Genomic DNA, 21416 nt, shown 5'->3' with positions numbered 1-21416 from the left:
TGGTCTACTGACTGTGGGTCGACATCGCCACGGCCCCCCCAGCGCTGGCGGCGATCAAGCGCCCACTGTCGCTGCTGAAGGCGGCGCAATGAAGCGAGGCATCGACTCGTATCTCCGCACTCTGTCGCTGCTCGGCTTCCGACCACGACCGGACAGTTCCGTCAGCAGCAGCCGACACGATCTGGTCCGTGGTCGAGGCGAAGCCGAGCATCAGGACGCGTCCGCTGTGGCCTGGCAGGTGGGCGATAAACTGCTCCTCGGCCAGATCGCGTATATAGATGTCCCCGAGACCGGACCCCACCGCGACCCGCGCTCCAGGGGCATCGATGGCTACAGTCCGTACCCAGCCGCCTGGGTTGGTGAACTCGCAAACCTTGGTGTCGGTCGAGATCTGCCAAACGCAGACAGTTCCCTCCCCGCCGCCCGTGACGAGGTGGTCCCCGGTGGCGTCGAAAGCTATCGAGCGAATTCGACCCGAATGGGCCTTCCGATCCCACATCATGCGGCCGGACCGCAAATCCCATACCCGTACGACACCGTCACTCGACGCGGCCGCCACTCGCGCGTCGGTCCGATCGACGGCCACGGCCCATGTGCGCTGTTCGTTCTCGTTCAATTCCAAAGACCGCTGACCGTCCAAGGCAAGAACCCGGACAGTCCCGTCCCCACAAGCCGCGGCGACGTAGTTTGCTCCGGCCGCTATAGACCACACGCGGCCCGTGCCGGATTGTAGGGTTCGGACGAGGTCCGATGAGGCACTTTCCCTAACCTCGATCACCCCGTTACTCCTGCCAAGAAGGGCGAGGCGGCCGCTATCGGCGAACGCTGCAGACCAAGCTGTGATGGTGCCGTCGCCTAGAACGGCTAGCCGGCCAGCGCTTACCCCATCCCAGGTCCGTAGCGCGCCGTCTTCACAGCCAGCGATAACGCCTCCACCTGGCGTCATCGCAATCGTTCGGATCCAGTCGACACCTGCGTCCGCGCGGGTCTCGCCTACCAGTCCGGCAGATCCGTAGGCGCGCACCGTCGCATCTTCCCCCGCTGCCAGAATGAGATCAGCCCGTGCTGACAAGGCCACGCAACGAGGCCGGGATGGTTGGGCGTTGATCGCTCGGAGTAGCGTGAGCTGGCTGCCCTCTACATTCCACAGCCGCACGGTACGGTCGCCAGATCCGGAGACGAGGAGCGGCGTGGCGGTTGCGAAGGCCACGGACCTGATCCAATCTCGGTGCGCTACCTTCTCGTCAAGCAGCCGGCCTGTGTGAAGGTCGTACAGACGGAGGAACTCATCCTCCCCTGCTACAGCGGCTATGGAGTCGGCACATCCAAGCGCCACGGACCAAACGGGAACACCAGGAGTGTCCAACGTTCGGAGCAGTCGCTTGCGCTCGGTGTCCCAGAGGCAGACCTTGCCATCCTCTCCACCGGAGGCAAGTAGACTGCCGGTGTGAGCGAACACAAGGCTACGAATTCGACGGGTATGCGCGACCAGTACGGCGATCGGCTCGCCGGTATGCCGCCGCCAAAGCCGGACCATTCCGTCGTCGCCACCTGAAGCGATGATTTCACCGTCGCCCGATATCGCCGTGGCGAAGACCCATCCCGTATGCCCTCGGTAGCTTCGGATGTGTTGCCGAGCCGCAAGGTCCCACATGCGAACTGTGCCATCCTCGCCGCAGGTAACAGCCACGCTGCCGTGCACGGCCACTCCCGTGATGGCACCGACATGGCTAACATCGGCCTCGTCCTGATCGCTGGTGGCCCAATCGATTTCGAAGCCGCTTTCCGCGCCAATGCGTCGAAGTTCATCCACGACTGTTGGCTCGTTGGCGGAGCGTAGGAACGTTGCGAGCAACGTAAGCGCGATGTCGCTCCTTAAATGCAGACCATGCAGCAGGTAAGCCTCGCTTGCGAGCGTAGATGCCACAAGCCAGGCCTTATGGCCGGACTGGCCGGCAGGGAAGCGTGCAGCGATGGCATTTATGATCGCATGATCGGCAGCCAGCGAGTCGTGTCCGAACGTCGCGGCCTTCTTGATGAGGAACGCGGAATCGGAGAGCACCTGGATGAGCTCCAGGTGAAGTTCGGCTTCGTGCATGTGGAATGACAGATTTCGCCACATGTATTCGTGATCGGGTGACAAGTCGTCCCAGCCGGCATTGCCGGAGCGATAGGCGTCGACGAGGGACCGATGCAGCGGAGACCAGTTGTCGCCGACCAGGTGACGGACATACGCACGGAAGACATCGTGTAGGAAGATCACATCTTGATCGGCGAGGTAGGTGTCGATGAGCGAGCGGTCCGCGAGCACCCGGCAAAACTGCCGTGTAGCGGAAGGCGGCCATCCGTGGGCCTGCTCCCACCACAATGACAGCACCCGTAGCGGAATTGGCGTCGCGGCGGGGAAGATCGCGAGCGAGAGATAGCGGTCGCTAAGGGATGAGGCACCACCTATCCTAACGTTCTCCTCCAGGCTCCTGAGGCTGGAGGTAATGGCCTGCCCTATTGCGTTCCGCCGCTGGTCGGCATCCGAGACGTCGAACGCCCGTGGTCCGTGCGTCCGCAAGATTTCTCCGGCTTCGCTCACTGCGCGGCTGGGGGATGCGCCAGCCGCGATGTCCTGACTGAGGTTGGAGCCGACAACCGTCGCAAGTAAAGGCCACCCACCACAAAGGCTAGCGAGACGCACGGTCTCCTGCTGCCCTAGATAAGGCACGCTGCGACTGAGTAGTTCGCGGATCTCGGTTGGGGACATCGGTCCGAGGCGCAGTAGTCTGGTTTGCGAGGGGCATACCCGGACGTTCCGAGTCGTGACGAGGCGGACGCAGGCCGGTCCTCCGAGGAGGAACGGGGCGAGGTCGGCGGCAGACCAGACGTTGTCGATCACAAGCAAGGCACGTCGTTCGCCGAGCATCCGAGCCAGGTGAAAGCCGGCCTGCTCAGGGTCGGCGAACGCTGGGCGCGTGCCGCCCAGATGCACGCAGAGGTCAGAGATCAACTGCACCAGACGGCCAGGCGTGCACTGTTCGCCGGTTTCCACCCAGAGGATCTCAGAGAAGAGTTCTCGAACGCGTGCGTCATGGCATGCCTGCGTGACCCAGGTTGTCTTACCGAACCCACCAGGACCGTAGATGGCGACGAGTCTGGTGGCATCTGGTGCCGTGGCTTCCGCCAGCGCAGCGATCAGTGTCTCGAAATCGTTGGGGCGGTGGACCATGGTGGGCTCCAGGGGCGGGACCAGGATGATAGGCGGGATGCCTTTGTCTTCCGTTAGGAAGGCATCCGCCGCGATTCGCAGCGTCTGACACGCCGTGTCTTGTCGGAGATTCTCCACCAGGGTGGGCAGCCATCCCTGCGTCGCCGCTCGGTCGACGAGAAGGTGAACCAATTGTTCCTTGGGGTGAGCTAATGCCCATATATCCGCTACAGCCACGTTGAGGCGGCAGCCCTCCAGGATCTGCCTTAGTCCGACGAGATCGTAGGCGTCTGCGATGGCCCGTTCAAGCCGGACGCTTGCTGTGGGTGCGGGCGGGTGGGCGACCGGCTGGCGATGAGCCGTTGCCTCCTGGTCCGTCATGCCCGGGTTATCGGGAGCGACCTGGAGGGCGCCTTCGGGCTTGCTGGTGGTGTCTGTGCCTGCGCCTCGGGAGGGCAGGTCCGAGACTTCGAGCAGGATGTCGTGAAGTTCCTCGGCAGAGATTCGGAGCAGCTCGGCGAGCTTGGGGCGTTGCCACGGCTGCGGCTGCGACTCGGCACGTTCCCATCGGACCACGGTTGTCCGATCGACACCAAGCTCCTCCGCGAGCTTTTCCTGGGTGTAGCCGACGGTCTTGCGACGCTGGATGAGCATGGGACGCTTCCGCACGATTCCCCGATCTCCTCGCCTGTTGGGACAGGATACCTGCCCGACCAGCCGGTGCAGCTCACGCACATCGATGCGACATGGATGCCACATGCGTCCATCTGCGGCGCGCTGTTATTCAGGGATCACGTGCTGTTATCTGGAGGCAAGGTGCCGGGACGGGATGTCTTCCTGATCGGGCTGGTCCTCGGCGGCGCGGCTGGCTGGCTCGTGAGGAAGAGATCAAGCGGCTGGTGCCGCGCGTGCGGAGGGCCGGCTTCAGCCTCCAGTACAGCTGTTGAGCGGCGACCGGCGTGAGGCGCTTCCGTAGCGGCTTGCGGCCGCCCGTTGTCAGCGGCACAACGACAGGGATGGTGGGTTTGGACAGCACGGCTAGGCAGGGCTCCTCTGTGCGGGCGCGGCGGCTGGCGGATATGCCTGTGCGGGTTAAGGCGGCGTTGATTGTGGTGCCGACTGCCCTGGCCGCGATGCTCTCGACAGGGTTCGGTCTCTGGTCCTCGGTTGGAGAGGCTGGGGCGGCGCGACGCGCCGGAGGCATGTTCGTCGCTTCGGCAGCCGCAGCGGAGGTGACGCAGCGGTTGCAGGCGGAGCGCATCACCGCCGTGAGTCTGCTGTTGCCGGGCTCAACGGTCACCCCTGCTGACTTCGAGCGCGCGGTCCAGGAGACGGATGAAGCGGTATCGCGGTTCCACGATCAGCGTGACGGGCTCGATTCGCTCCCGGAGTCGGTACGGGTGGTGCTGGCCAGGGTGGACGCCGGCTTGGCGGAGGTGGGATCGCAGCGGCAGCGGGTGCGTGGTGATGGGTTGGTGTCGTTGTCGGCGGTGGCCTTCGGTTATCGCGGGGTCGTCGCCGACCTGGATGACCTGCTGCCGGCGGTGGCGCAGAGTGGAGTAACCCCCCTGCTCGCGGATGAGATACGGGCATCGGCGACGTTGTCGCGGGCTCGTGAGGCGGTAGGCCAGCAGCAGGTGGCGGTGTTGCAGGCGCTGGCAGCACGCCGGCTGACACCGGCTCTGCACGCCGAGGTTGTTGCGGCGCGGGCGGGCCAGGATGAGGCGTTGCGCGAGTTCGACGCCTTGGCGCGGCCGGCCTGGGCGGCGCTGTTGGGTCGGACGTTGACCGGCCCGGACGTGCTGGCCGGCGTGCGGCTGGACGGGGCGGTGTCGGGCACCGGTGTGTACGAGCCGGTACGGCTGCCGGGTGGTGCTGAGCAGTGGAGTCGGGTGATGACCACCCGGGCGGACCTGCTGGCCCAGGTACAGGCGGCGGTAAACACTGCCATCGGTGCCGCCGCCGATGACCTGTGGATGGAGCAGGTCCGCGCAGCTGCGGTACAGGCCGGTGTGCTGTTGGTGATGCTGGCCGTCGCTGTGCTCACCGCCTTGCGGGTGGCACGGTCGCTGGTCGGTCAGCTGTCCCGGCTGGAGCAGGGCGCGCGGCAAATCACGGAGGCGGAACTACCGGGCTTGGTGGGACGTCTGCGGGCGACATCGGACCCTGCCGTGGCGCAACAGTTGGCCAAGGGCGCTGGTGGGGTAGCGGTTCCGGTCGTCGGCCGGGATGAGGTGGGCCGGGTCGCGGACGCGTTCAACGCTGTCCTGCGCGCTGCGGTGGACGCGACGGTGGATCAGGCGCGGGGCCGTGCCCAGGTGAGCTCGATGATCACCTCAATCGGGCGGCGGGTGCAGGCGCTGACGGAGCAACTGCTGGGCAGCATCGACCTGCTGGAGCGGGATGAGGAGGATCCAGACCGGCTGGCGAAGGTGTTCACCGCTGACCAGCAGGCGACTCGGCTGCGTCGGTTCGGGTCCAACCTGCTGATCGTCGCCGGTGGCGGCCCAGGCCAAACGCAGCGGCAGCCGGTAGAGCTCGCTGACCTGGTGAACGCGGCGTTGTCGGAAACCGAAGGTTTCGCGCGGATCGGCGTGGAGCGGTTGGTTGAGGTGGAGATCGATGCCCGCGCTGTCGATGCGGTCAAGTCCATCCTGGCTGAGCTGTTGGACAACGCGACCCGGTTTTCCGCGGATCAGGTGCGGGTGTCCGCGGTGTGGTCCGGGCGTGACGTGCGGGTCCTCGTCGTGGACGCCGGTCTCGGGTTAGCCGCCGAGCAGTTGGAGCGCGCGAACCGTTTGTTGGCGGACTCGGAGGTGGATGTCGCGGTTACCGACCAGATGGGTCTGGTCGTGATCTCTCGCCTTGCGCACGAGTTCGGGGTACGCGTGCGCCTGGACAGGACCAGGCCGACCGGCATCACGGCCGAGGTGAGGGTGCCGGCCGAGTATGTGACCCGAGTTCATGTACGCGAGATTGTCGTGCCGAGCCAGGTCCAGCGACGGGTCCAGCCCGCGCCTGCCCCAGCACCGCCCCCGGCCCCAGCACCGCCCCCGGCCCCAGCACCGCCCTTGGCCCTGCCGGCGCCGTTGACCGGTACCGGCTGGACCGGCCCGACCGGTCCGTCTCCGGCGGTGGCGCGACCGCTGCCTGACGCGACGATGGAGTTGCCGCTGGTGCGCCGTGAGCGGGGACCGCTCCCGTTGCCTGCGGGCAGCCCTCGGCCGGCGGACACGCCGGTGTTCCGCGAGGTCGCTGCCCGGTCACCGTGGCTGTGGCCAGAGAGCAACAACAGTGGCGGGTTCCGGACGGCGGCCGACGCGGGCTGGCAGGCGGCGGCATCTACCGCGGAGCCGGCGACTGACGGACGCACCGTGTCTGGTCTGCCTCGGCGCCGCCCGCAGGCGCATGTGGTGCCGGGTGGGTTGCCGACGCAGCGCACCGGTTCCGAGCCGGCCGCGCCGATCGATCCTGCGGCGATCCGGGCGCAGGTTGCCGGCACGTTGCGCGGTCTGCGGGCCGCGTCGGTTACCCCTCCGCTCTCGACTACCCCTCCCCTCTTGACAGGAGAACGCTGATGAGCGTCACCACTGCCACACCCCGCAATCCCCAACTGTCGGCAGTTCTGGACGGTCTGGCCAGGCAGATTCCGGCCGTGGCCCACGTCATCGCGGTGTCCGGCGACGGCCTGCTGTTGGCCAGCACCGCCGGTCTGGACGTGAACCGGGGGGACCAGCTCGCCGCGATCGTGTCCGGTCTGGTCAGTCTGGCGCGTGCCGGCACCGACCTGCTGGAGGCCGGCGGCGTGCAGTTCCAAATGTTGATGATGATCGATGGTATTTTGGTCGTACAGCAGGTGCCCGACGGGTCCTCGCTGGCGGCCCTGGCCCGCACCGACTGCGACCCGTCCCAGGTCGCCTACGAACTGGCGGCGCTCGCGAACCGGATCGGTGAGCAGGTCAAGCCAGGGCCGCGTACAGCCGGCTGACTCGCGTGCGGGCGGTGATGAGCGTGGACAGGGACACCAGCGCGACCGGCGACCGAGCCTCGGTGGTCACGGTCCTGGTGGCCGGCGGGCCGGGAGCAGGCAAGACCTGCTTCCTTCGGGCCGCCAGCCACGGGCACGCGGTGCTGGCAGGCGCGCCGGGCAGCGTGTGGGAGATCGGCTCCGTCACGCTGCCCAGCGGTGTCACCCTCGTCCTGCGCACCATCCCTGACCAGCGGCGTTGGTGGTGGATGTGGGACCAGCTGTGCGCCGGCGCCGTCGGTGCCGTGGTGCTGGTCGACACCACCCGGCTGCCCGCCTCGTACCCAGTCCTGGACTACCTCGACGCCCGACGCTTGCCATACCTGGTCGCGATCAACCGGCCCCTCGGCGGTGCGCGCAACCGTCACGAGATCCGGGAGGCCCTACGGGTCACGTCGCACGCCACACCCGCCCGAACGGGTGACGTGCGCGGACTCACCGGCCCTCGGCGTCGTCCATCGCCCGATAGATGCGCTGCTCGGAGACCGGGTACGGGGTGCCCAGCGCCTGGGCGAAGACATTCACCCGCAGCTCCTCGATCATCCAGCGGATCTGCCGGACCGCCGTCGACTGCCGCTTCGCGGGTGGCAGGGCGTTCAGCATGTCCTGATACTCCCGCTGCACCGCGGCGATCCGGTCCTGCTGCTGCTTGTCCCGTTGCGGATTCCCGGCCAGCCGGTCCAGCCGGCGCTCGATCGCGGTGAGGTAGCGCAGCAGGTCGGGCAGGCGGGCGTACCCGGCCTCGGTGATGAAGCCCTGGTGCACCAGGCCGCCGAGCTGGCTGCGGATGTCGGCCAGGGCGGCCACCACGGCCAGGTTCTTCGTCGCGCCGAGCCGCTGCTCCACCGCGTACGCGGCGGCCAGCACCTGCCGGACCCGGCCCATCACCTCGACCACGGTGTCGACCAGGTCGGCGCGGACCCTGTCGCGCAGCGCGGCGAAGCCGTCGGCGTCCCAGGCCGGACCACCCGCGTCGGCCATCAGCCGGTCGATCGCCGCGCCCGTGGCGTCCTCGATCAACGCCGGCACCCCGCCGTGCGGGTTGCGGGACAGCGCCAGCTTGGCCTCGTTGGACAGCCGCCCCTGGAGGAACTTCGCCGGCGACGGCAGGGTCAGCCGGAGCAGCCGCCGGGTGCCGGCCCAGTGCGCGGCCTCCTGCTCGGCCGGGGAGTCGAGCACCTTCACCCCGACCGTGGCGCCCTCGTCGACCAGGGCCGGGTACGCCGTCACCGCATATCCGGCGCGGACCTGCTCGATGGTGCGCGGCAGGATGTCCAGGCTCCACTCGGTGAGCCCGGTCCGGGCCACGTCCGGGGCGGCGGCCGCGACGACCTGGCGTACCTCCTGGCGGAGTTGGCGTTGCAGGGCCGGCAGGTCCTTGCCCTCGGCGACCGGCTTGTCGTCCTCGCCGAGCACCCGGAAGCTGACCCGCAGGTGCGGCGGCAGTTTGCCCAGGTCCCAGGCGTCCGGCGGGACGGTCACCCCGGTCATCCGGCGCAGCTGCCGGGTGAGCGCGTCCAGCAGCGGCTCCTCGCCCGGGGTGATCGCGGCCAGGGCCGCCCGGGCGTAGTCGGGCACCGGCACGAAGTTGCGCCGGATCGCCTTCGGCAGCGACCGGATCAGCGCGATCACCAGCTCCTCGCGCAGCCCGGGCACCTGCCAGTCGAAGCTCTCCGCCGGCACCTGGTTGAGCAGCGGCAGCGGAATGTCGACGGTGACCCCGTCGGTGGGGGTGCCCGGGTCGAAGGTGTAGGTGAGCGGGAGGGTCACCGCGTCGGTGCGCCACTCGTCCGGATAGTCGGCCTCGGCCACCCCGCCGCGACCGGAGTTGACCAGCAGATCGCGGGTGAAGGTAAGCAGGTCGGGCTGCTCCCGGCGGGTCTTCTTCCACCAGGCGTCGAAGTGCCGGCCGGAGACCACGTCGGCCGGGATCCGCTGGTCGTAGAACTGGAAGATGGTCTCGTCGTCGACCAGGATGTCCCGCCGGCGGGCCCGGTTCTCCAGCTCCTCCACCTCGGTGAGCAGCTTCTGGTTGTCCTGCCAGAACTGGTGGTGGGTCTGCCAGTCGCCCTCGACCAGGGCGTGCCGGATGAACAGCTCCCGGCTCAGCGCCGGGTCGATCCGGCCGAAGTTGACCTTGCGGGAGGTGACGATCGGGATGCCGTACAGGGTGACCTTCTCGTAGGCCATCACCGCGGCCTGCTTCTTCTCCCAGTGCGGCTCGCTGTAGCTGCGTTTGACCAGGTGCTGGGCGAGCGGCTCGACCCACTCGGGCTCGACCCGGCCGGCGACCCGGCCCCAGAGCCGGGAGGTCTCCACCAGTTCGGCGGCCATCACCCAGCGCGGCGGCTTCTTGAACAGCGCCGAGCCGGGGAAGATCACGAACTTCGCCCCCCGCGCGCCGAGGTATTCGTGCTTCTGGGCGTCCTTGAGCCCGAGGTGGGACAGCAGCCCGGGCAGCAGGGACTGGTGCACCTTCGGGGTGTCGATCTCCTCCGGCAGGTCCGCGCCGGCTCCGCGCCGGCCGCCGCCGTCCGTGTTGGCCACCGGGCTGCCGCGCCGGCCCCGCCGCCCGTCGCCCGGTTCCGGGGTACGCAGCACCTGGCGCAGCTGGCTGACGATGTCCTGCCACTCGCGGACCCGCAGGTAGTTGAGGTATTCCGCCTTGCACATCCGGCGGAACGCGCTGGAGGACAGGGCGCGCTGCTGCTCGCGCAGGTGCCGCCAGAGGTTGAGGTACGCGACGAAGTCCGACTCCTTGTCGGCGAACCGGGCGTGCGCCTGATCGGCCTGGGCCTGCTTGTCGGCGGGCCGTTCCCGCGGGTCCTGGATGGAGAGCGCGGCGGCGATCACGACCACCTCGGTGGCGCAGCCGTTGCGCTCGCCCTCGATGACCATCCGGGCCAGCCGCGGGTCGACCGGGAGCTGGGCCAGCCGCCGGCCCAGCGGGGTGAGCCGCTTCGCCGGGTCGGTCTCGGCCGGGTCGAGCGCGCCCAGTTCGTGCAGGAGGTTGACCCCGTCGGTGACGTTGCGCCGGTCCGGCGGGTCGATGAACGGGAACGCGGCGATGTCGCCGAGCCCGATCGAGGTCATCTGCAGGATGACCGAGGCCAGGTTGGTGCGAAGGATCTCCGGGTCGGTGAACTCGGGCCGGGCCTCGAAGTCCTCCTCGTCGTAGAGGCGGATGCAGATGCCGTCCGAGGTACGACCGCAGCGTCCCTTGCGCTGGTTGGCCGAGGCCTGCGACACCGGCTCGATCGGCAGCCGCTGCACCTTGAGGCGGCTGGAGTAGCGGGAGATCCGGGCGGTGCCCGGGTCCACCACGTACCTGATGCCGGGGACGGTCAGCGAGGTCTCCGCGACGTTGGTGGCGAGCACCACCCGGCGCCCGGTGTGCGGGGCGAAGACCCGGTGCTGCTCGGCGGTGGAGAGCCGGGCGTACAGCGGGAGGATCTCGGTGCCCAGCAGGGACCGTTTCTTCTCCACCAGCTTGCCGAGGGCCTCCGCGGTGTCCCGGATCTCCCGCTCACCGCTGAGGAAGACCAGGATGTCGCCGGGTCCCTCGGCGGCCAGCTCCTCGACGGCGTCGCCGATGGCCTGGATCTGGTCGCGGACGTTCTCCTCGTCGGCCTCGTCCTGCTCCTCGGCCTCGGTCACCTCGACCAGCGGCCGGTGGCGCACCTCGACCGGGTACGTCCGCCCGGACACCTCGACGACGGGTGCCGGGTTGCCCTCGGCGTCGGCGAAGTGCCGGGCGAACCGGTCGGTCTCGATGGTCGCCGAGGTGATGATCACCTTGAGGTCGGGTCGACGGGGGAGGAGCTGCCTGAGGTAGCCGAGGATGAAGTCGATGTTGAGGCTGCGTTCGTGCGCCTCGTCGATGATCAACGTGTCGTACTGGCGCAGCATCCGGTCGGTCTGCAACTCGGCCAGCAGGATGCCGTCGGTCATCAGCTTGACCAGGCTGTTCTCGCTGACCTGGTCGGTGAAGCGCACCTTGTAGCCGACCACGTCGCCCAGCTCGGTGCCGAGCTCCTCGGCGATCCGGTCCGCCACCGTCCGCGCGGCGAGTCGGCGGGGCTGGGTGTGCCCGATCAGCCCGTTGATGCCGCGACCCAGCTCCAGGCAGATCTTGGGCAGCTGGGTGGTCTTGCCGGAGCCGGTCTCGCCGGCCACGATCACCACCTGGTGGTCGCGGATGGCGGCGGCGATGTCGTCCCGGCGCTCGCTCACCGGCAGCTGCGGCGGATACGTGATCGTCGGCACGGCGGCCCGCCGGCTCGCCAGCCGGGCCTCGGCCCGGGTCACCTCGGTGGCGATCTCGGCGAGCGCCGAGTCGCGCCGCTGCGGATCCCGCAGCTTCCGGACCCCGTCCAGCTGCCGCTGGAGCCGGCGCTGGTCGCGGAACATCAGGGGGGCGAGACGGCGGTGCAGGTCGCGGACGGTCTCGGGTGCGGCGGGTACGGCTGGATTCTGCATGTCGTCGCCAAGAATAGGCAGCCGCGCGTCGGAGCGCGCCCGGGTTACCGCCCGGACTAGAGTGGCCGCCGACCGAGGTCGACGACGGGACGTGATGATCATGCGGGACACCGACCGGGCGCTGGTGCAGGCCGCCACGGCCGTGGCCAAGCTGCGCTGCCGCAGTGACAACCACACTGTCGCCGCCGCCGTGCGGACCACCGACGGCCGGGTCTTCACCGGCGTGAACGTCTACCACTTCACCGGCGGCCCGTGCGCCGAGGTGGTGGCGATCGGGGCCGCCGCCACGCAGGGCGCCGGCGAGCTGGAGACCATCGTCGCGGTGGGGGACCGGGGCCGGGGTGTCCTTTCGCCGTGCGGTCGCTGCCGGCAGGTGCTCTTCGACTACTTCCCGTCGATCAGGGTGATCGTCGGCCCGATGGACGCGCTGCGCGTGGTTCCGCTGGCCGACCTGCTGCCCGAGACGTACGTCTGGTCGGACCACCAGGTGCAGGTGCCGGCCGTGCCGCGTACCGGGGTGTGGCCGATGCCGGTGGTGCCGGGTAGCCGCCAGGCCGCGGAGGACTGATCAGTCCCCGGACGCCATCTCCAGCATGGAGGTGGGCACCGGCACCGACTCGAACCGGAGCACGCCCTCCGGCACCATCCAGCTCATCACCCGGGCGACCAGCTGTCCGGAGCTCACGGCCGGGTCGTTGGCGTAGAGTTCGCGGGCCATCTGCGGGTCCACCGACAACACGGCGAGGCCGCGGATCCGCTCGTCGTCGCCGCCGAGGAACGGGCCGGCGGCGAGGACTGCGCCCTGCTCCACCAGCCCGGCCTGGTGGGCCAGGTGCGCGTCCTGCAACCGGTCGGCCGCGTCCCGGGGCAGCTCCGGCGGGTCGTCGGGGCGCACCAGGAGGACCACGGTGTGCTGGTCGAATCGCATGCCCTCAGCGTAGGGGAGCAAATAGGTCGAAAAGGGCTAACCGCAGCCGCTGGTCGTTATTCTGGCCGATCGGTGCGTTGTCGGATGATCGCTGACCAGTCCGCACCCGCGTAGAACCGTCAGGTCAGCTGCCGGTCCAACGTCTGACCCATACGAGCAATGCCCTGGTTTCCCCGCGGGGCCAGGGCATTCCTCGTGGTCGCGTTCGCATCCGCAGCGGGTGCGGCGTCACCGGCCCGCTGGCTGTGTTCGGGGCGTCAGCGCCGGGCATCGACCACCGTGGAGCCGACGAACTGGTCGGCCCACGTCTGCCGCTCGTCGTTCCACAGCGGCCGGAGATAGCCGACGCCGAGCGGCAGGATGTTCACCAGCTGAACCGCCCAGCGCCGCAGGCCCCCAGCACCGCCCAAGAAGCCGCCATCTGTTCTGACGGTCACCAGGCGCAGCGCCCGCTTGCCGGGCGTCTGGCCGGACACGCCCTGTCGGTACGCCAGCCACGCGCTGACGGCCAAGCCCACCACCGAGCCGGCGATGACGACGCCCAGGCCTGCCGGAGAGGAGCCACCGCCCAGGCCGGCGGACTGCTGGGCACCCGAGGTGTCGGTGACGGTCTCGTAGCTTCCGACGAACATCGCCCAGAACGCCGCTGTGATGAGCAGGGGCAGGCCGAGAGAGAGGGCCATGTCGATCAGTGCCGCCATGGCCCGCCGCTCCCAGGGCGCCGGTAGACCGGCCGGCGCGGCTCGGCGGGAACCATCGATTCGCCCGGGGTCCTCGATGCCGTTCAATTCTTGACCCTTTCCTTGTCGGAGGAAACAGATGTCGCCGCGGGACGGGAGCGTGGCGTTGGTTCGTGACTCATCCAGGTGAGCCCGGCCAGGCCGACAGCCAGCATCACTCCCCACACCAGCCGTGAGTCGTCCCAGCGATCGGTGCCCGGCGGCGGGAAGACGGCCGCAGACTCGGGCAGCAGCGCCGCGGCGATCAGCAGGAGCACCACGGCCGGGGCGGCAAGCACACCACCCCGTGCGGCGTCGTTGCCCCAGCGCGTCCCGGCCAGCCAGAATGCCACGGCGAGCAGCGCGAGCCCTTCCAGAAGCAGGCCGCCCAGCGGCAGCAGCGGCCGCACCTGCGGGTCGAGAGCGAGCCGGCAGCCCAGCCAGGCGACCACCCACACCGCCGCCGCGAGCACGGTGACCGGCGCCAGCCGCAGCACCACGAGGACATACCGGGGGGTGGGCAACGTCGCGATGGTGGACGTGGCCGGGTCGTCCAGGACGAATGCCAGGCCGATGACCATGCCGAACAGCGCGAAGCGCAGCATCGTGGCGGCGTCGGCCAGTTCCAGTCCAATGCCGGCGGCAAGCGGGATCCAGCTGAAGGCGAGCGCCACGGCGACGCCGCCGGCGATCGCCACCCGGTTGGTGGATCGCAGCAGGTGCGGGGCCAGCATCAATGCCAGCCGGGGTTCGGTCAGCAACGCAACCCGCTCGCCCGGCCGGCGGGGGCTCGCATCCCGAGCAGCTGCGCCCCCTCGGCGAGCCCGGTAGCAGGGTCGGCCAGCTTCTGCCAGTTCTGCCGCATCTGCGCGCCGACCTCGCCCACCGGGCGGTCCAGCAGATCCCTCACCAGATCGGCGGTCTCCCGCGGGAACGACGGGCCGGAAGCTGAGGTGAGCACCGCCATCACGACGCTTCCCCCGTACGAGTGTTCGAGGCTCTGCCGGTACGCGTTCTCGGTCTCTTGGGTGGCCTGCGCTCCGAGCCAGAGGATCAGCAGGCCGCGGGCACCGCAGATGACGGCGTTGTCGTAGATCGCGGCGGCGGAGCCGGTAACCGCACGGTTCGCGAAAGCACCGGAGAACTGGATCATCTGGATCTCGCTGTACCCCTCACGGTCGCCCCAGACCGTGCTCACCGGGACGGATTCCGGTGTTCCGGCCGCCGCGTCGTCCGCCCGCCAGTCTTCGACCGGCACCGGGTCGGTCAGTTCAGCGGAGGACTTGAGGAAGATCCGCTGGCGGACCACGTACGACGCGTCGGCGACCTGCTCCGGCGCCCACCGCAGAATTCCCCGGGTGACCGCCGCCCATTGTTCCGAGCGCTGCTCGTAAGGGGGGAACGCACAGAACCTGACGCTGTCGACATCTCTGCATACCTGTTCGTCCGCCGGGCGGGTGGCCGCCTGCGACCGCGCGTCGACAATGTGGTCCGGCACCGGGGAGTTCTGCAGCGCTCCGGTGACGGCCACGACCACCGCGGCGACGACGGCCGCGGGCGCGGTCAACGACCAGCGCGCGCCGCTGAGCCCGACGGTGACTAAGGCGAGCGCCGCGAGCAGCGCCGCGAGGTAGACCAGATGCCAGACCACCGGGCGGTACATCAGGTGCGGTGGGAGCGAGCCGACCGTCTCGTCCTCGAACGCGATGGGCCCCACCCAACGGCTCCACTGCGGGCCGACGGCGCTGAAGAGAACCAGCATCGCGAGCGCGACGATAGTCAGCGGCGCGGCCACCAGCGCGGTGGTGAGCCGCGCGAGGAACAACCCGACTACGCCGGCCAGCAGGACGACGAGCGGGGGGGTGACCGCTTCCAGGACCGAGACACGCCCGATCGCGCCGGGCGCGGCCGCCAGCCAGACCAGACGCAGCGCCACGACAGCACCGGCCAGGATCGCGAGGCTCAGCAACGACAGCAGGTGCGCGACGGTACGCTGCGCGGTGGTCGTCAGCTGGACCGAGTAGAAGGCCACCATTTTGTCGCGCTGGACCCGCAGCACGGCAAGGTTGGCGGCGAGCAGCGTGCCGGCCGCGAGCAGCAGCATCGGCAGCTGCACGAAGCGGTCCTCGTCGTGTAGGACTGGATACCGGGTGGCCAGCCCTCCGCTGAGCCATTCATAGACCCACGGCGCTGCGGTGAGCAGCAGCCCCACCAGGATCGCCGGGTGCCGGAGTAACCGCCAGGACTCGGCGCGGGCCAGTGTGAGGACGGTGACCGTGGCACCCCTCCGGGTTGCCGGTCCGCCGGTGATGGGCGGTGGGGATACCGTCATGGTCAGCGCGGTCGTCATGCTACCTCCTTCAGGGCCGGGTCGCCGTCGAGCAGCAACAGGTAGCCGTCCTCCAGAGTGGGTTCCAGGAGGGTGGCACCGGGCGGTGGACTGCCGATGTTGTGGACCGTGCCCTGCCCGGTACGCCAGCCGGCGACTGCGTTCGGGTCCTTCTGCGCGCTGTGCCAGACGCGGCCGGCCGCGTAGGCGCTGAGATCCGCCGGCGTGCCGTCGAATCGGACCGTTCCGCCGGCCAGCACGACGACGTGCTGGCAGAGCGCGCCGACGTCCTCGGTCTGGTGGGTGGACAGCAGCACGACATGGTCCTCGCCGAGTTCCGCGATCAACTCCCGGAAGCGCAGCCGCTGGTTCGGATCGAGGCCCACGGTCGGCTCGTCCAGGATGAGGAACTGCGGATCACCGACGATCGCCGCGGCGAGCGCGACCCGCTGCCGCATGCCTCCGGACAGCGTCTTGATCTTCTTGCCGCGCACGTCCGACAGGCCGACCGCGTCCAGCACGCGGCGCGTCTCGTCGTGCCGTTGCGCCCGATTGGTGATCCGGCGCAGTATGCCCACGTAGTCAATGAACTCGAACGCGGTGAAGCCAGGGTGGAAGCCGGGATGCTGCGGGAGGTAACCGAGCACGCGTCTGGCCTCCAGCCTGCCCTTGGCGGTCAGCGGGTCGATCCCGAGCATGTCGATGGTGCCCTGGTCCGGCGACAACGCGGTGGCCAGGATCCGCAGCAGGGTGGTCTTGCCCGCGCCGTTCGGACCGAGCAGGCCGGTGACGCCCTTTGTCAGGCCGAGCGACACCTGGTCGAGCGCGATGTGCCGCCCGTAGCGCCGGATCAGGCCGGTGACGGCGACGGTGGCTGAAGGCATCCAGGAACTCCTTGACTCATCAAGCTGGACGGCGCCGGTCACGGGGTGGCCCGGGCCAGCGAGGGGAAATCGATGGGAGTAAGCAGATCGAAGTACCGCCGCAGGCGGACCACCGCGGCGCCGGCCACCACGACCAAGCCCGCCACGGCCAACTGCCCCTCGACGGTGAGGAGCACCGACGTGCCGTCCGAGTTGCTGGTGGCGATGACGCAGACAGCCCAGGCCGCGGCGGTGCACGCCCCGGCGACCCGCGGTTCCAACTTGACCGTGAGCGCGATAGTGACCAGGGTCAAGGCGAGCGAAGGGGCCATCCAGGCGACTGCCGCGAGGCCCTGCTGCGGCATGGCGAGACTGCCCAGCCCGGCGATGCCGATCAATGTGATCAACACCGAGAGCGTACGGAGCAGGATGATCGGGAAGCGACCGATTGGTGAGACGAGCGTCAACTCGTACGTTGGGTCGAGGCTGGGCCCGAAGGACAGAGCCGCGCCCACCACGGGCAACACCGGGAACGTCGTCAGGAACGCCAGGCCGGCCACGTCCGCCGGGGCGTAGCGCGTAATCAGCAGCGCACCGACCATGATGAACGCGGCCGTGCCGAGCCAGGAGGCGTGCAGCGCCGGCGTGGTCGCGGCGATCCGCGCTAGGTCCTCGTGGAGCCCGAGCAGTCGCAGCAGGCGCTCGAACCGACCGGGCCGCGGTTCGTCCAGGCTCCGGTCCAGGCGGGCCCAGCCCCGGGCCAGCTCGGCGGTGTCGGTCAGTTCGGCCAGCGTGACGATGCACTCCCGGCACTCGGCGACGTGGTGGTCGACGGACTCGAGCCGCGCGCCCGCCAGTTCCGTCCCGGCGTACGCCCGAAGCGTCCCTCGGGAGGGATGGTCTACGGATACCTGCTGTGTCGTCATTCCGTCACCTTCTCCTCGTGCCAGGCCATGAGAGCTCCTCGCGGAGCAGTCGCCGGGCGCGCATGACGCGCGTCTTCACCGTCCCCACGGGGATTCCCAGGCGGGCCGAGATCTGCTCCATGGTCATGCCCCGCACCACCCTGGCGTCGATCACCTGGCGATGCTCGGGCGAGAGGCGCTTGAGCGCTGCGGCGAGGTCGGCGGAAGGCACTCCAGCCAGCACGGCGTCCTCTGCCGACTGCTCGGAACGGAACCGCTCCAGCTGCAACAACCGCTGGAGCCGCTGCCGCGCGCCTTGCTTGCGCTGCAGGTCGAACAGAGTCCGCTCCCCGATCCGCCAGAGCCAGCCCGGCACGTCGCGGATCTCGTCGCCCCGGGCCGCGCCGGTCCAGACCGCGATGAACACGTCCTGCACCATGTCGTCGAGTAGCGCGCTGTCGGCGCAGCGCCGCCGCAGGCGGGCCCGGAGCCAGGGAGCGTACCGGCGGTAGAGCTCCTCGCACGCCCGCCGGTCGCCATCGCGGACGGCACGCACGAGGGAGGCGTCCGCGTCAGTCTCCGGGTTCTCGGCCATCACACCTCCTCGTCGGCTGTGGACGAATCGATGGTTCCACTCCAGAGGGTGATGCACGTCACAATCTGGAATTCGTCCGTGGTCTCGGCGACCCCCGCTTGCATCACTACCTCGGGCAACATTGATCGGCTTGGGCAAAGTAAAGCGTCATGACCAACATCGATGCATCCACGTTACATCCGATTTCGCACCGACAGGCCTTGCTGGTCACTGATCAACGTCACTAGTCTCACGGTGCGTCCAGACAGGATTCCGGAATCACTGGCAGGGGCGCCGCCAATCACGAGGGGAGAGAAATATGGTAAATTCGGTGCTCAAGAAAGGCGCTGCCGCCGCAGCGATGAGCGTAGGGCTCGGTGCGACAGTGCTAGCCGCACCCGCTTACGCCGCGGCCGCTCCTGGCTGCGTCTCACGCGGTGTCAACAGCGGCACGATCACGCAGACGGCGTGGATGCGTAACGACTGCGGCTACCGGCTCAACGCGTACATCGTCTGGGACTTCGGCGTCGATGGCGGTTGCCAGACTCTCAACCCGGGCGCGACGGCGACCTCGACGGTCGCCATCGTGCCGCGGCGTTTCGCTGGCGTCAACCTCTGCTGACCCGGACCACTGCCGGGCGTCGGCTGACGAGCAGACCCCAGCCCGAGCATCGCCCGGAACGCGGGCGGTAGGAAAGACCTTGAGTGGCGGCGGGTACCGGTGTCCGTCTCCGCGCCGAAACGACCGGCGGACCGTCGCACTGCATAGAGCGGCGGTCCGCTGCCCGGAAGGCGGAATACCGACTGCGGCCGATAGCGGCCTCAGGCGTCGAGTCGCCGGTGATGTGGCCCCGCAGTGGTCCTCACGCTACTGCACTTCGAGCCGCCGGAACCACATGATCACTGATGATGATCAAATCCTTGCGGGGAAAGGCTCATTCGCCAGCACCGGATTGCCATTTCAGCGACATGTCAAGCCTTCATGCTGTCCGAGGCGAACCCGCACTCGGAGTGTCCTCTATTTCCATTATTTTGCCAAGTCCAAGGCAGAACGAGCCCTTCTCGCTAATAAGGTACGACCCTGTCGCCCGGGCCCTGGTCTGCTTGGCTGCCTGGGTTGGTGGCGGACGGGAGGGCAGTCGTCCTAATACTCGAACGTCACTTCGCTGCACGAAAACTTGACTCAAGTGTGAAGAAGCTGGCGACCAAGAAGCCCTAGGGCAATGTTGTAAGGGGCGGCGCCCGCAGCGCCTCGGCGAACTGGCGGCGGGCGCGGTATCAGGGGTTCGAGCCCGCAGGGCGCGGATCGACCAGTCGAGGACCGGTGCCAGGCTCTCGTCCGTGGACCAGCCGTTGATCACCGAGAGCAGGTGCAGGTAGCGCTCGCGGCGAGGGTCGTTCGCGGATTCCAGCCGCTCCAGCAGCCGCCGCCGCAGGTCGACGTCGTCGGGGAGGTCGCAGAGTCGCGCGTACCGGTCGGTGACCGCGGCGACGACCTCGTCGGCTCCGGGCGAGACCGGGTCGACGCCGGCGGCCAGAGCTGGCCCGACCTGGTCCCGGACCAACGCGACCGCATCCCGGCGGACGACCGGCGCGTCGGCCTGGTCCGCCGCGTGCTGCTCCGCCACCTGCCGCAGGCTGGCGCGGAAGTCCGGATCCTGGGAAAGCTCGGCCAGCTCCACCCACGCCTCGACCTGTTCGGTGTCGGGGTTGTCGGGGAGTTCGGGGGTGAGCGAGCGCCTGATTCCCGCGAACGCCGGGTGGCCCGCCAGGCCGGCGAAGACGGTGTCGAGGAAATCGTCGATCAGGCGGCGACGCTCGTCGCCGGAGAGCCTGGCCAGCTTGTGCATGAGCTCCATCTCCTCGGGTGTGGACCCGCGTCGGGCCACCGCCACCAGCACGGCACGCCGTAGGCGCAGTACCCGGATCTGCGCTGCCAGCGCCTCCGCGTGTGCTGCGGCGACCTCGGGCAGCGAAAGCTCCCGGTCCACGATCCCGTGGATCGTCGACAAATCCAGTCCGAGGTCACGCAGCGTGCGTACCAGGTCCAGGCGGGCCACGGCGTCGAGGCCGTAGCGGCGGTGGCCGGTCGGGCCGCGGTCGGTCGGCGGCACGATCCCGCGGTCGGCGTAGAACCGGATGGTCTTGACGGTCAGCCCGGTACGCCGAGCCAGTTCGCCGATCGAGTAGAGCGTCTCGCCGTTCATGCCCCCAGCCTCGCGTCTCCCCCTGCTGGAGGTGCAACCCGTCAGGGTTGTCGATCCCAAGTTAGGCTCACCTAACCCGTATCAGCTAAGGTAAGGCGAACCTAACCTGAGAGGGCGGGAGTTTCGTGACCACCGTCGCCGTCCGGCCCGCCCGGGCTGACGCCCCCGGCCGCCGAGGCGTTCGGCGCCGCCTCGCGGTCACCCTGGCGGCGGCGCTCCTGCTCACTGCCGCGCTGCTGGCCAGCCTGGCGCTCGGCAGCCGCCCGCTCCCCGTCGACGCGGTGTGGGCCGCGCTCACCGCCCCGGACGGCGGCGACGCCAGCACGATCGTCCGCGAGCTGCGGCTGCCGCGTACCGCCCTGGGGCTGGTGGTCGGGCTCGCCCTGGCCGTCGCCGGGGTGCTCTTCCAGGCGGTCACCCGCAACCCCCTCGCCGAGCCGCGCATCCTCGGGGTCAGTGCCGGAGCGTCCGTCGGCGTGGTGCTGGCCATCGCCGTCTTCGGCGTCGGAACCCTCACCGGGTACGTCTGGTTCGGTGTCGCCGGCGCGCTGCTGGCCGGCCTGCTGGTCTTCGCCGTCGCCAACCGCGCCCGCGAGGGCGCCAGCCCGGTCACCCTCGCACTGGTCGGCGCGGCCCTCGACGCCAGCCTCGGTGCCATCGTGTACGCGCTGCTCAGCATGGACACGCGCACCTTCGAGGAATACCGGTTCTGGGTGGTCGGCGGCCTCACCGGCCGGGACGTCGGCGTCGCCGGTCAGGTGCTCCCGTTCGTCCTCGCCGGGGTGGTGCTGGCCGCCCTGGTCGCCCGGGGCCTCGACGCACTCGCCCTCGGCGACGACATCGCGCGCGGTCTCGGTCATCGGATCGCCCTGGTCCGCCTCGGCGCCGGCTTCGCGGGCGTGCTGCTCACCGGCGCCGCCGTGGCCGCCGCCGGACCGATCGCCTTCGTCGGGCTGGCCGTGCCGCACCTGGCCCGGGCCCTGGTCGGCGCCGACCACCGGTGGACCCTGCTGGTCGCCGGACTGCTCGGCCCGGCCCTGCTGCTCACCGCCGACATCGTCGGCCGGCTCGTCGCCCCACCCGGAGAGGTCCCCGCCGGCATCATCACCGCCCTGCTCGGCGCCCCCCTCCTAGCCATCCTCGTCCGCCGCCCCCAACTGGTGACCACATGACCACCCCCACCCCGCCC

15 protein-coding genes are annotated in these 21416 nt (G+C 69.4%); 5 read left to right on the top strand and 10 right to left on the bottom strand.

The window, feature by feature from the left end; genetic code table 11:
• Positions 1–4 precede the first annotated feature (4 nt).
• Positions 5–3850: an NB-ARC domain-containing protein gene (locus tag KJS59_RS28365; RefSeq protein ID WP_213456637.1), complete on the bottom strand. Its 3846-nt coding sequence runs from the start codon at positions 3848–3850 to the stop codon at positions 5–7.
• A 362-nt stretch (positions 3851–4212) separates the two neighbouring features.
• Here KJS59_RS28365 and KJS59_RS28360 point away from each other — a divergent pair, with 362 nt between their 5' ends.
• Both KJS59_RS28360 and KJS59_RS28355 read left to right on the top strand, forming a co-directional pair.
• Positions 4213–6774: a sensor histidine kinase gene (locus tag KJS59_RS28360; protein WP_213456635.1), complete on the top strand. Its 2562-nt coding sequence runs from the start codon at positions 4213–4215 to the stop codon at positions 6772–6774.
• A complete protein-coding gene (locus KJS59_RS28355; RefSeq protein ID WP_213456633.1) occupies positions 6774–7184 on the top strand; it encodes a roadblock/LC7 domain-containing protein in 411 nt (136 codons plus the stop codon). Before KJS59_RS28360 ends, KJS59_RS28355 begins: the two co-directional genes overlap by 1 nt.
• A gap of 474 nt (positions 7185–7658) precedes the next feature.
• Here KJS59_RS28355 and hrpA read toward each other — a convergent pair whose 3' ends face one another.
• Entirely contained in the window at positions 7659–11702 is a 4044-nt protein-coding gene (gene hrpA, locus KJS59_RS28350) for an ATP-dependent RNA helicase HrpA (protein WP_213456631.1), read from the bottom strand.
• 100 nt (positions 11703–11802) lie between these two features.
• On the opposite strand from hrpA, the gene KJS59_RS28345 reads away from it, so the two are divergent.
• Complete coding sequence (locus tag KJS59_RS28345) at positions 11803–12270, top strand: cytidine deaminase family protein (RefSeq protein WP_249715033.1); 468 nt, start codon at positions 11803–11805, stop codon at positions 12268–12270.
• Here KJS59_RS28345 and KJS59_RS28340 read toward each other — a convergent pair whose 3' ends face one another.
• The 7 genes from KJS59_RS28340 to KJS59_RS28310 all read right to left on the bottom strand — a co-directional run bounded on the left by KJS59_RS28340 (position 12271) and on the right by KJS59_RS28310 (position 18041).
• Entirely contained in the window at positions 12271–12630 is a 360-nt protein-coding gene (locus tag KJS59_RS28340; RefSeq protein ID WP_213456626.1) for a YciI family protein, read from the bottom strand.
• Between the two features lie 257 nt (positions 12631–12887).
• Positions 12888–13418 (bottom strand): RDD family protein, encoded by a 531-nt coding sequence (locus KJS59_RS28335; RefSeq protein WP_283775919.1) that lies wholly within the window; start codon positions 13416–13418, stop codon positions 12888–12890.
• Positions 13415–14110: a hypothetical protein gene (locus KJS59_RS28330; RefSeq protein ID WP_213456622.1), complete on the bottom strand. Its 696-nt coding sequence runs from the start codon at positions 14108–14110 to the stop codon at positions 13415–13417. Before KJS59_RS28330 ends, KJS59_RS28335 begins: the two co-directional genes overlap by 4 nt.
• Positions 14104–15699 carry a hypothetical protein gene (locus tag KJS59_RS28325; protein WP_213456620.1) on the bottom strand — a complete coding sequence of 532 codons (1596 nt, stop codon included), beginning with the start codon at positions 15697–15699 and terminating at the stop codon, positions 14104–14106. The genes KJS59_RS28330 and KJS59_RS28325 overlap by 7 nt, the downstream gene beginning before the upstream one ends.
• On the bottom strand, positions 15696–16562 hold the full coding sequence (locus KJS59_RS28320) for an ABC transporter ATP-binding protein (RefSeq protein ID WP_213456618.1): 867 nt from the start codon (positions 16560–16562) through the stop codon (positions 15696–15698). Before KJS59_RS28320 ends, KJS59_RS28325 begins: the two co-directional genes overlap by 4 nt.
• 38 nt (positions 16563–16600) lie before the next feature.
• Complete coding sequence (locus tag KJS59_RS28315; RefSeq protein WP_213456616.1) at positions 16601–17467, bottom strand: hypothetical protein; 867 nt, start codon at positions 17465–17467, stop codon at positions 16601–16603.
• Positions 17468–17471: 4 nt separating this feature from the next.
• Positions 17472–18041, bottom strand: coding sequence for an RNA polymerase sigma factor (locus KJS59_RS28310; protein ID WP_249715031.1), 570 nt, complete (start codon positions 18039–18041; stop codon positions 17472–17474).
• A 310-nt stretch (positions 18042–18351) separates the two neighbouring features.
• Between KJS59_RS28310 and KJS59_RS28305 the strand changes: the two genes are divergently transcribed.
• Positions 18352–18642: a hypothetical protein gene (locus tag KJS59_RS28305; protein ID WP_213456614.1), complete on the top strand. Its 291-nt coding sequence runs from the start codon at positions 18352–18354 to the stop codon at positions 18640–18642.
• 358 nt (positions 18643–19000) lie between these two features.
• Here the strand turns inward: KJS59_RS28305 and KJS59_RS28300 are convergent, their stop codons facing one another.
• Positions 19001–20227, bottom strand: coding sequence for a MerR family transcriptional regulator (locus KJS59_RS28300; RefSeq protein WP_213456612.1), 1227 nt, complete (start codon positions 20225–20227; stop codon positions 19001–19003).
• A 125-nt stretch (positions 20228–20352) separates the two neighbouring features.
• On the opposite strand from KJS59_RS28300, the gene KJS59_RS28295 reads away from it, so the two are divergent.
• The gene (locus KJS59_RS28295) at positions 20353–21399 is read left to right on the top strand and encodes a FecCD family ABC transporter permease (RefSeq protein WP_213456610.1); all 1047 of its coding nucleotides are present in this window, start codon (positions 20353–20355) and stop codon (positions 21397–21399) included.
• Positions 21400–21416 lie beyond the last annotated feature (17 nt).

The sequence above is a fragment of the Rhizomonospora bruguierae genome, from assembly GCF_018397995.1.
Classification (GTDB): Bacteria; Actinomycetota; Actinomycetes; order Mycobacteriales; family Micromonosporaceae; genus Rhizomonospora; species Rhizomonospora bruguierae.
Note: the sequence above shows the minus strand (reverse complement) of the source record. Positions and strands in the feature narration are given on the sequence as shown.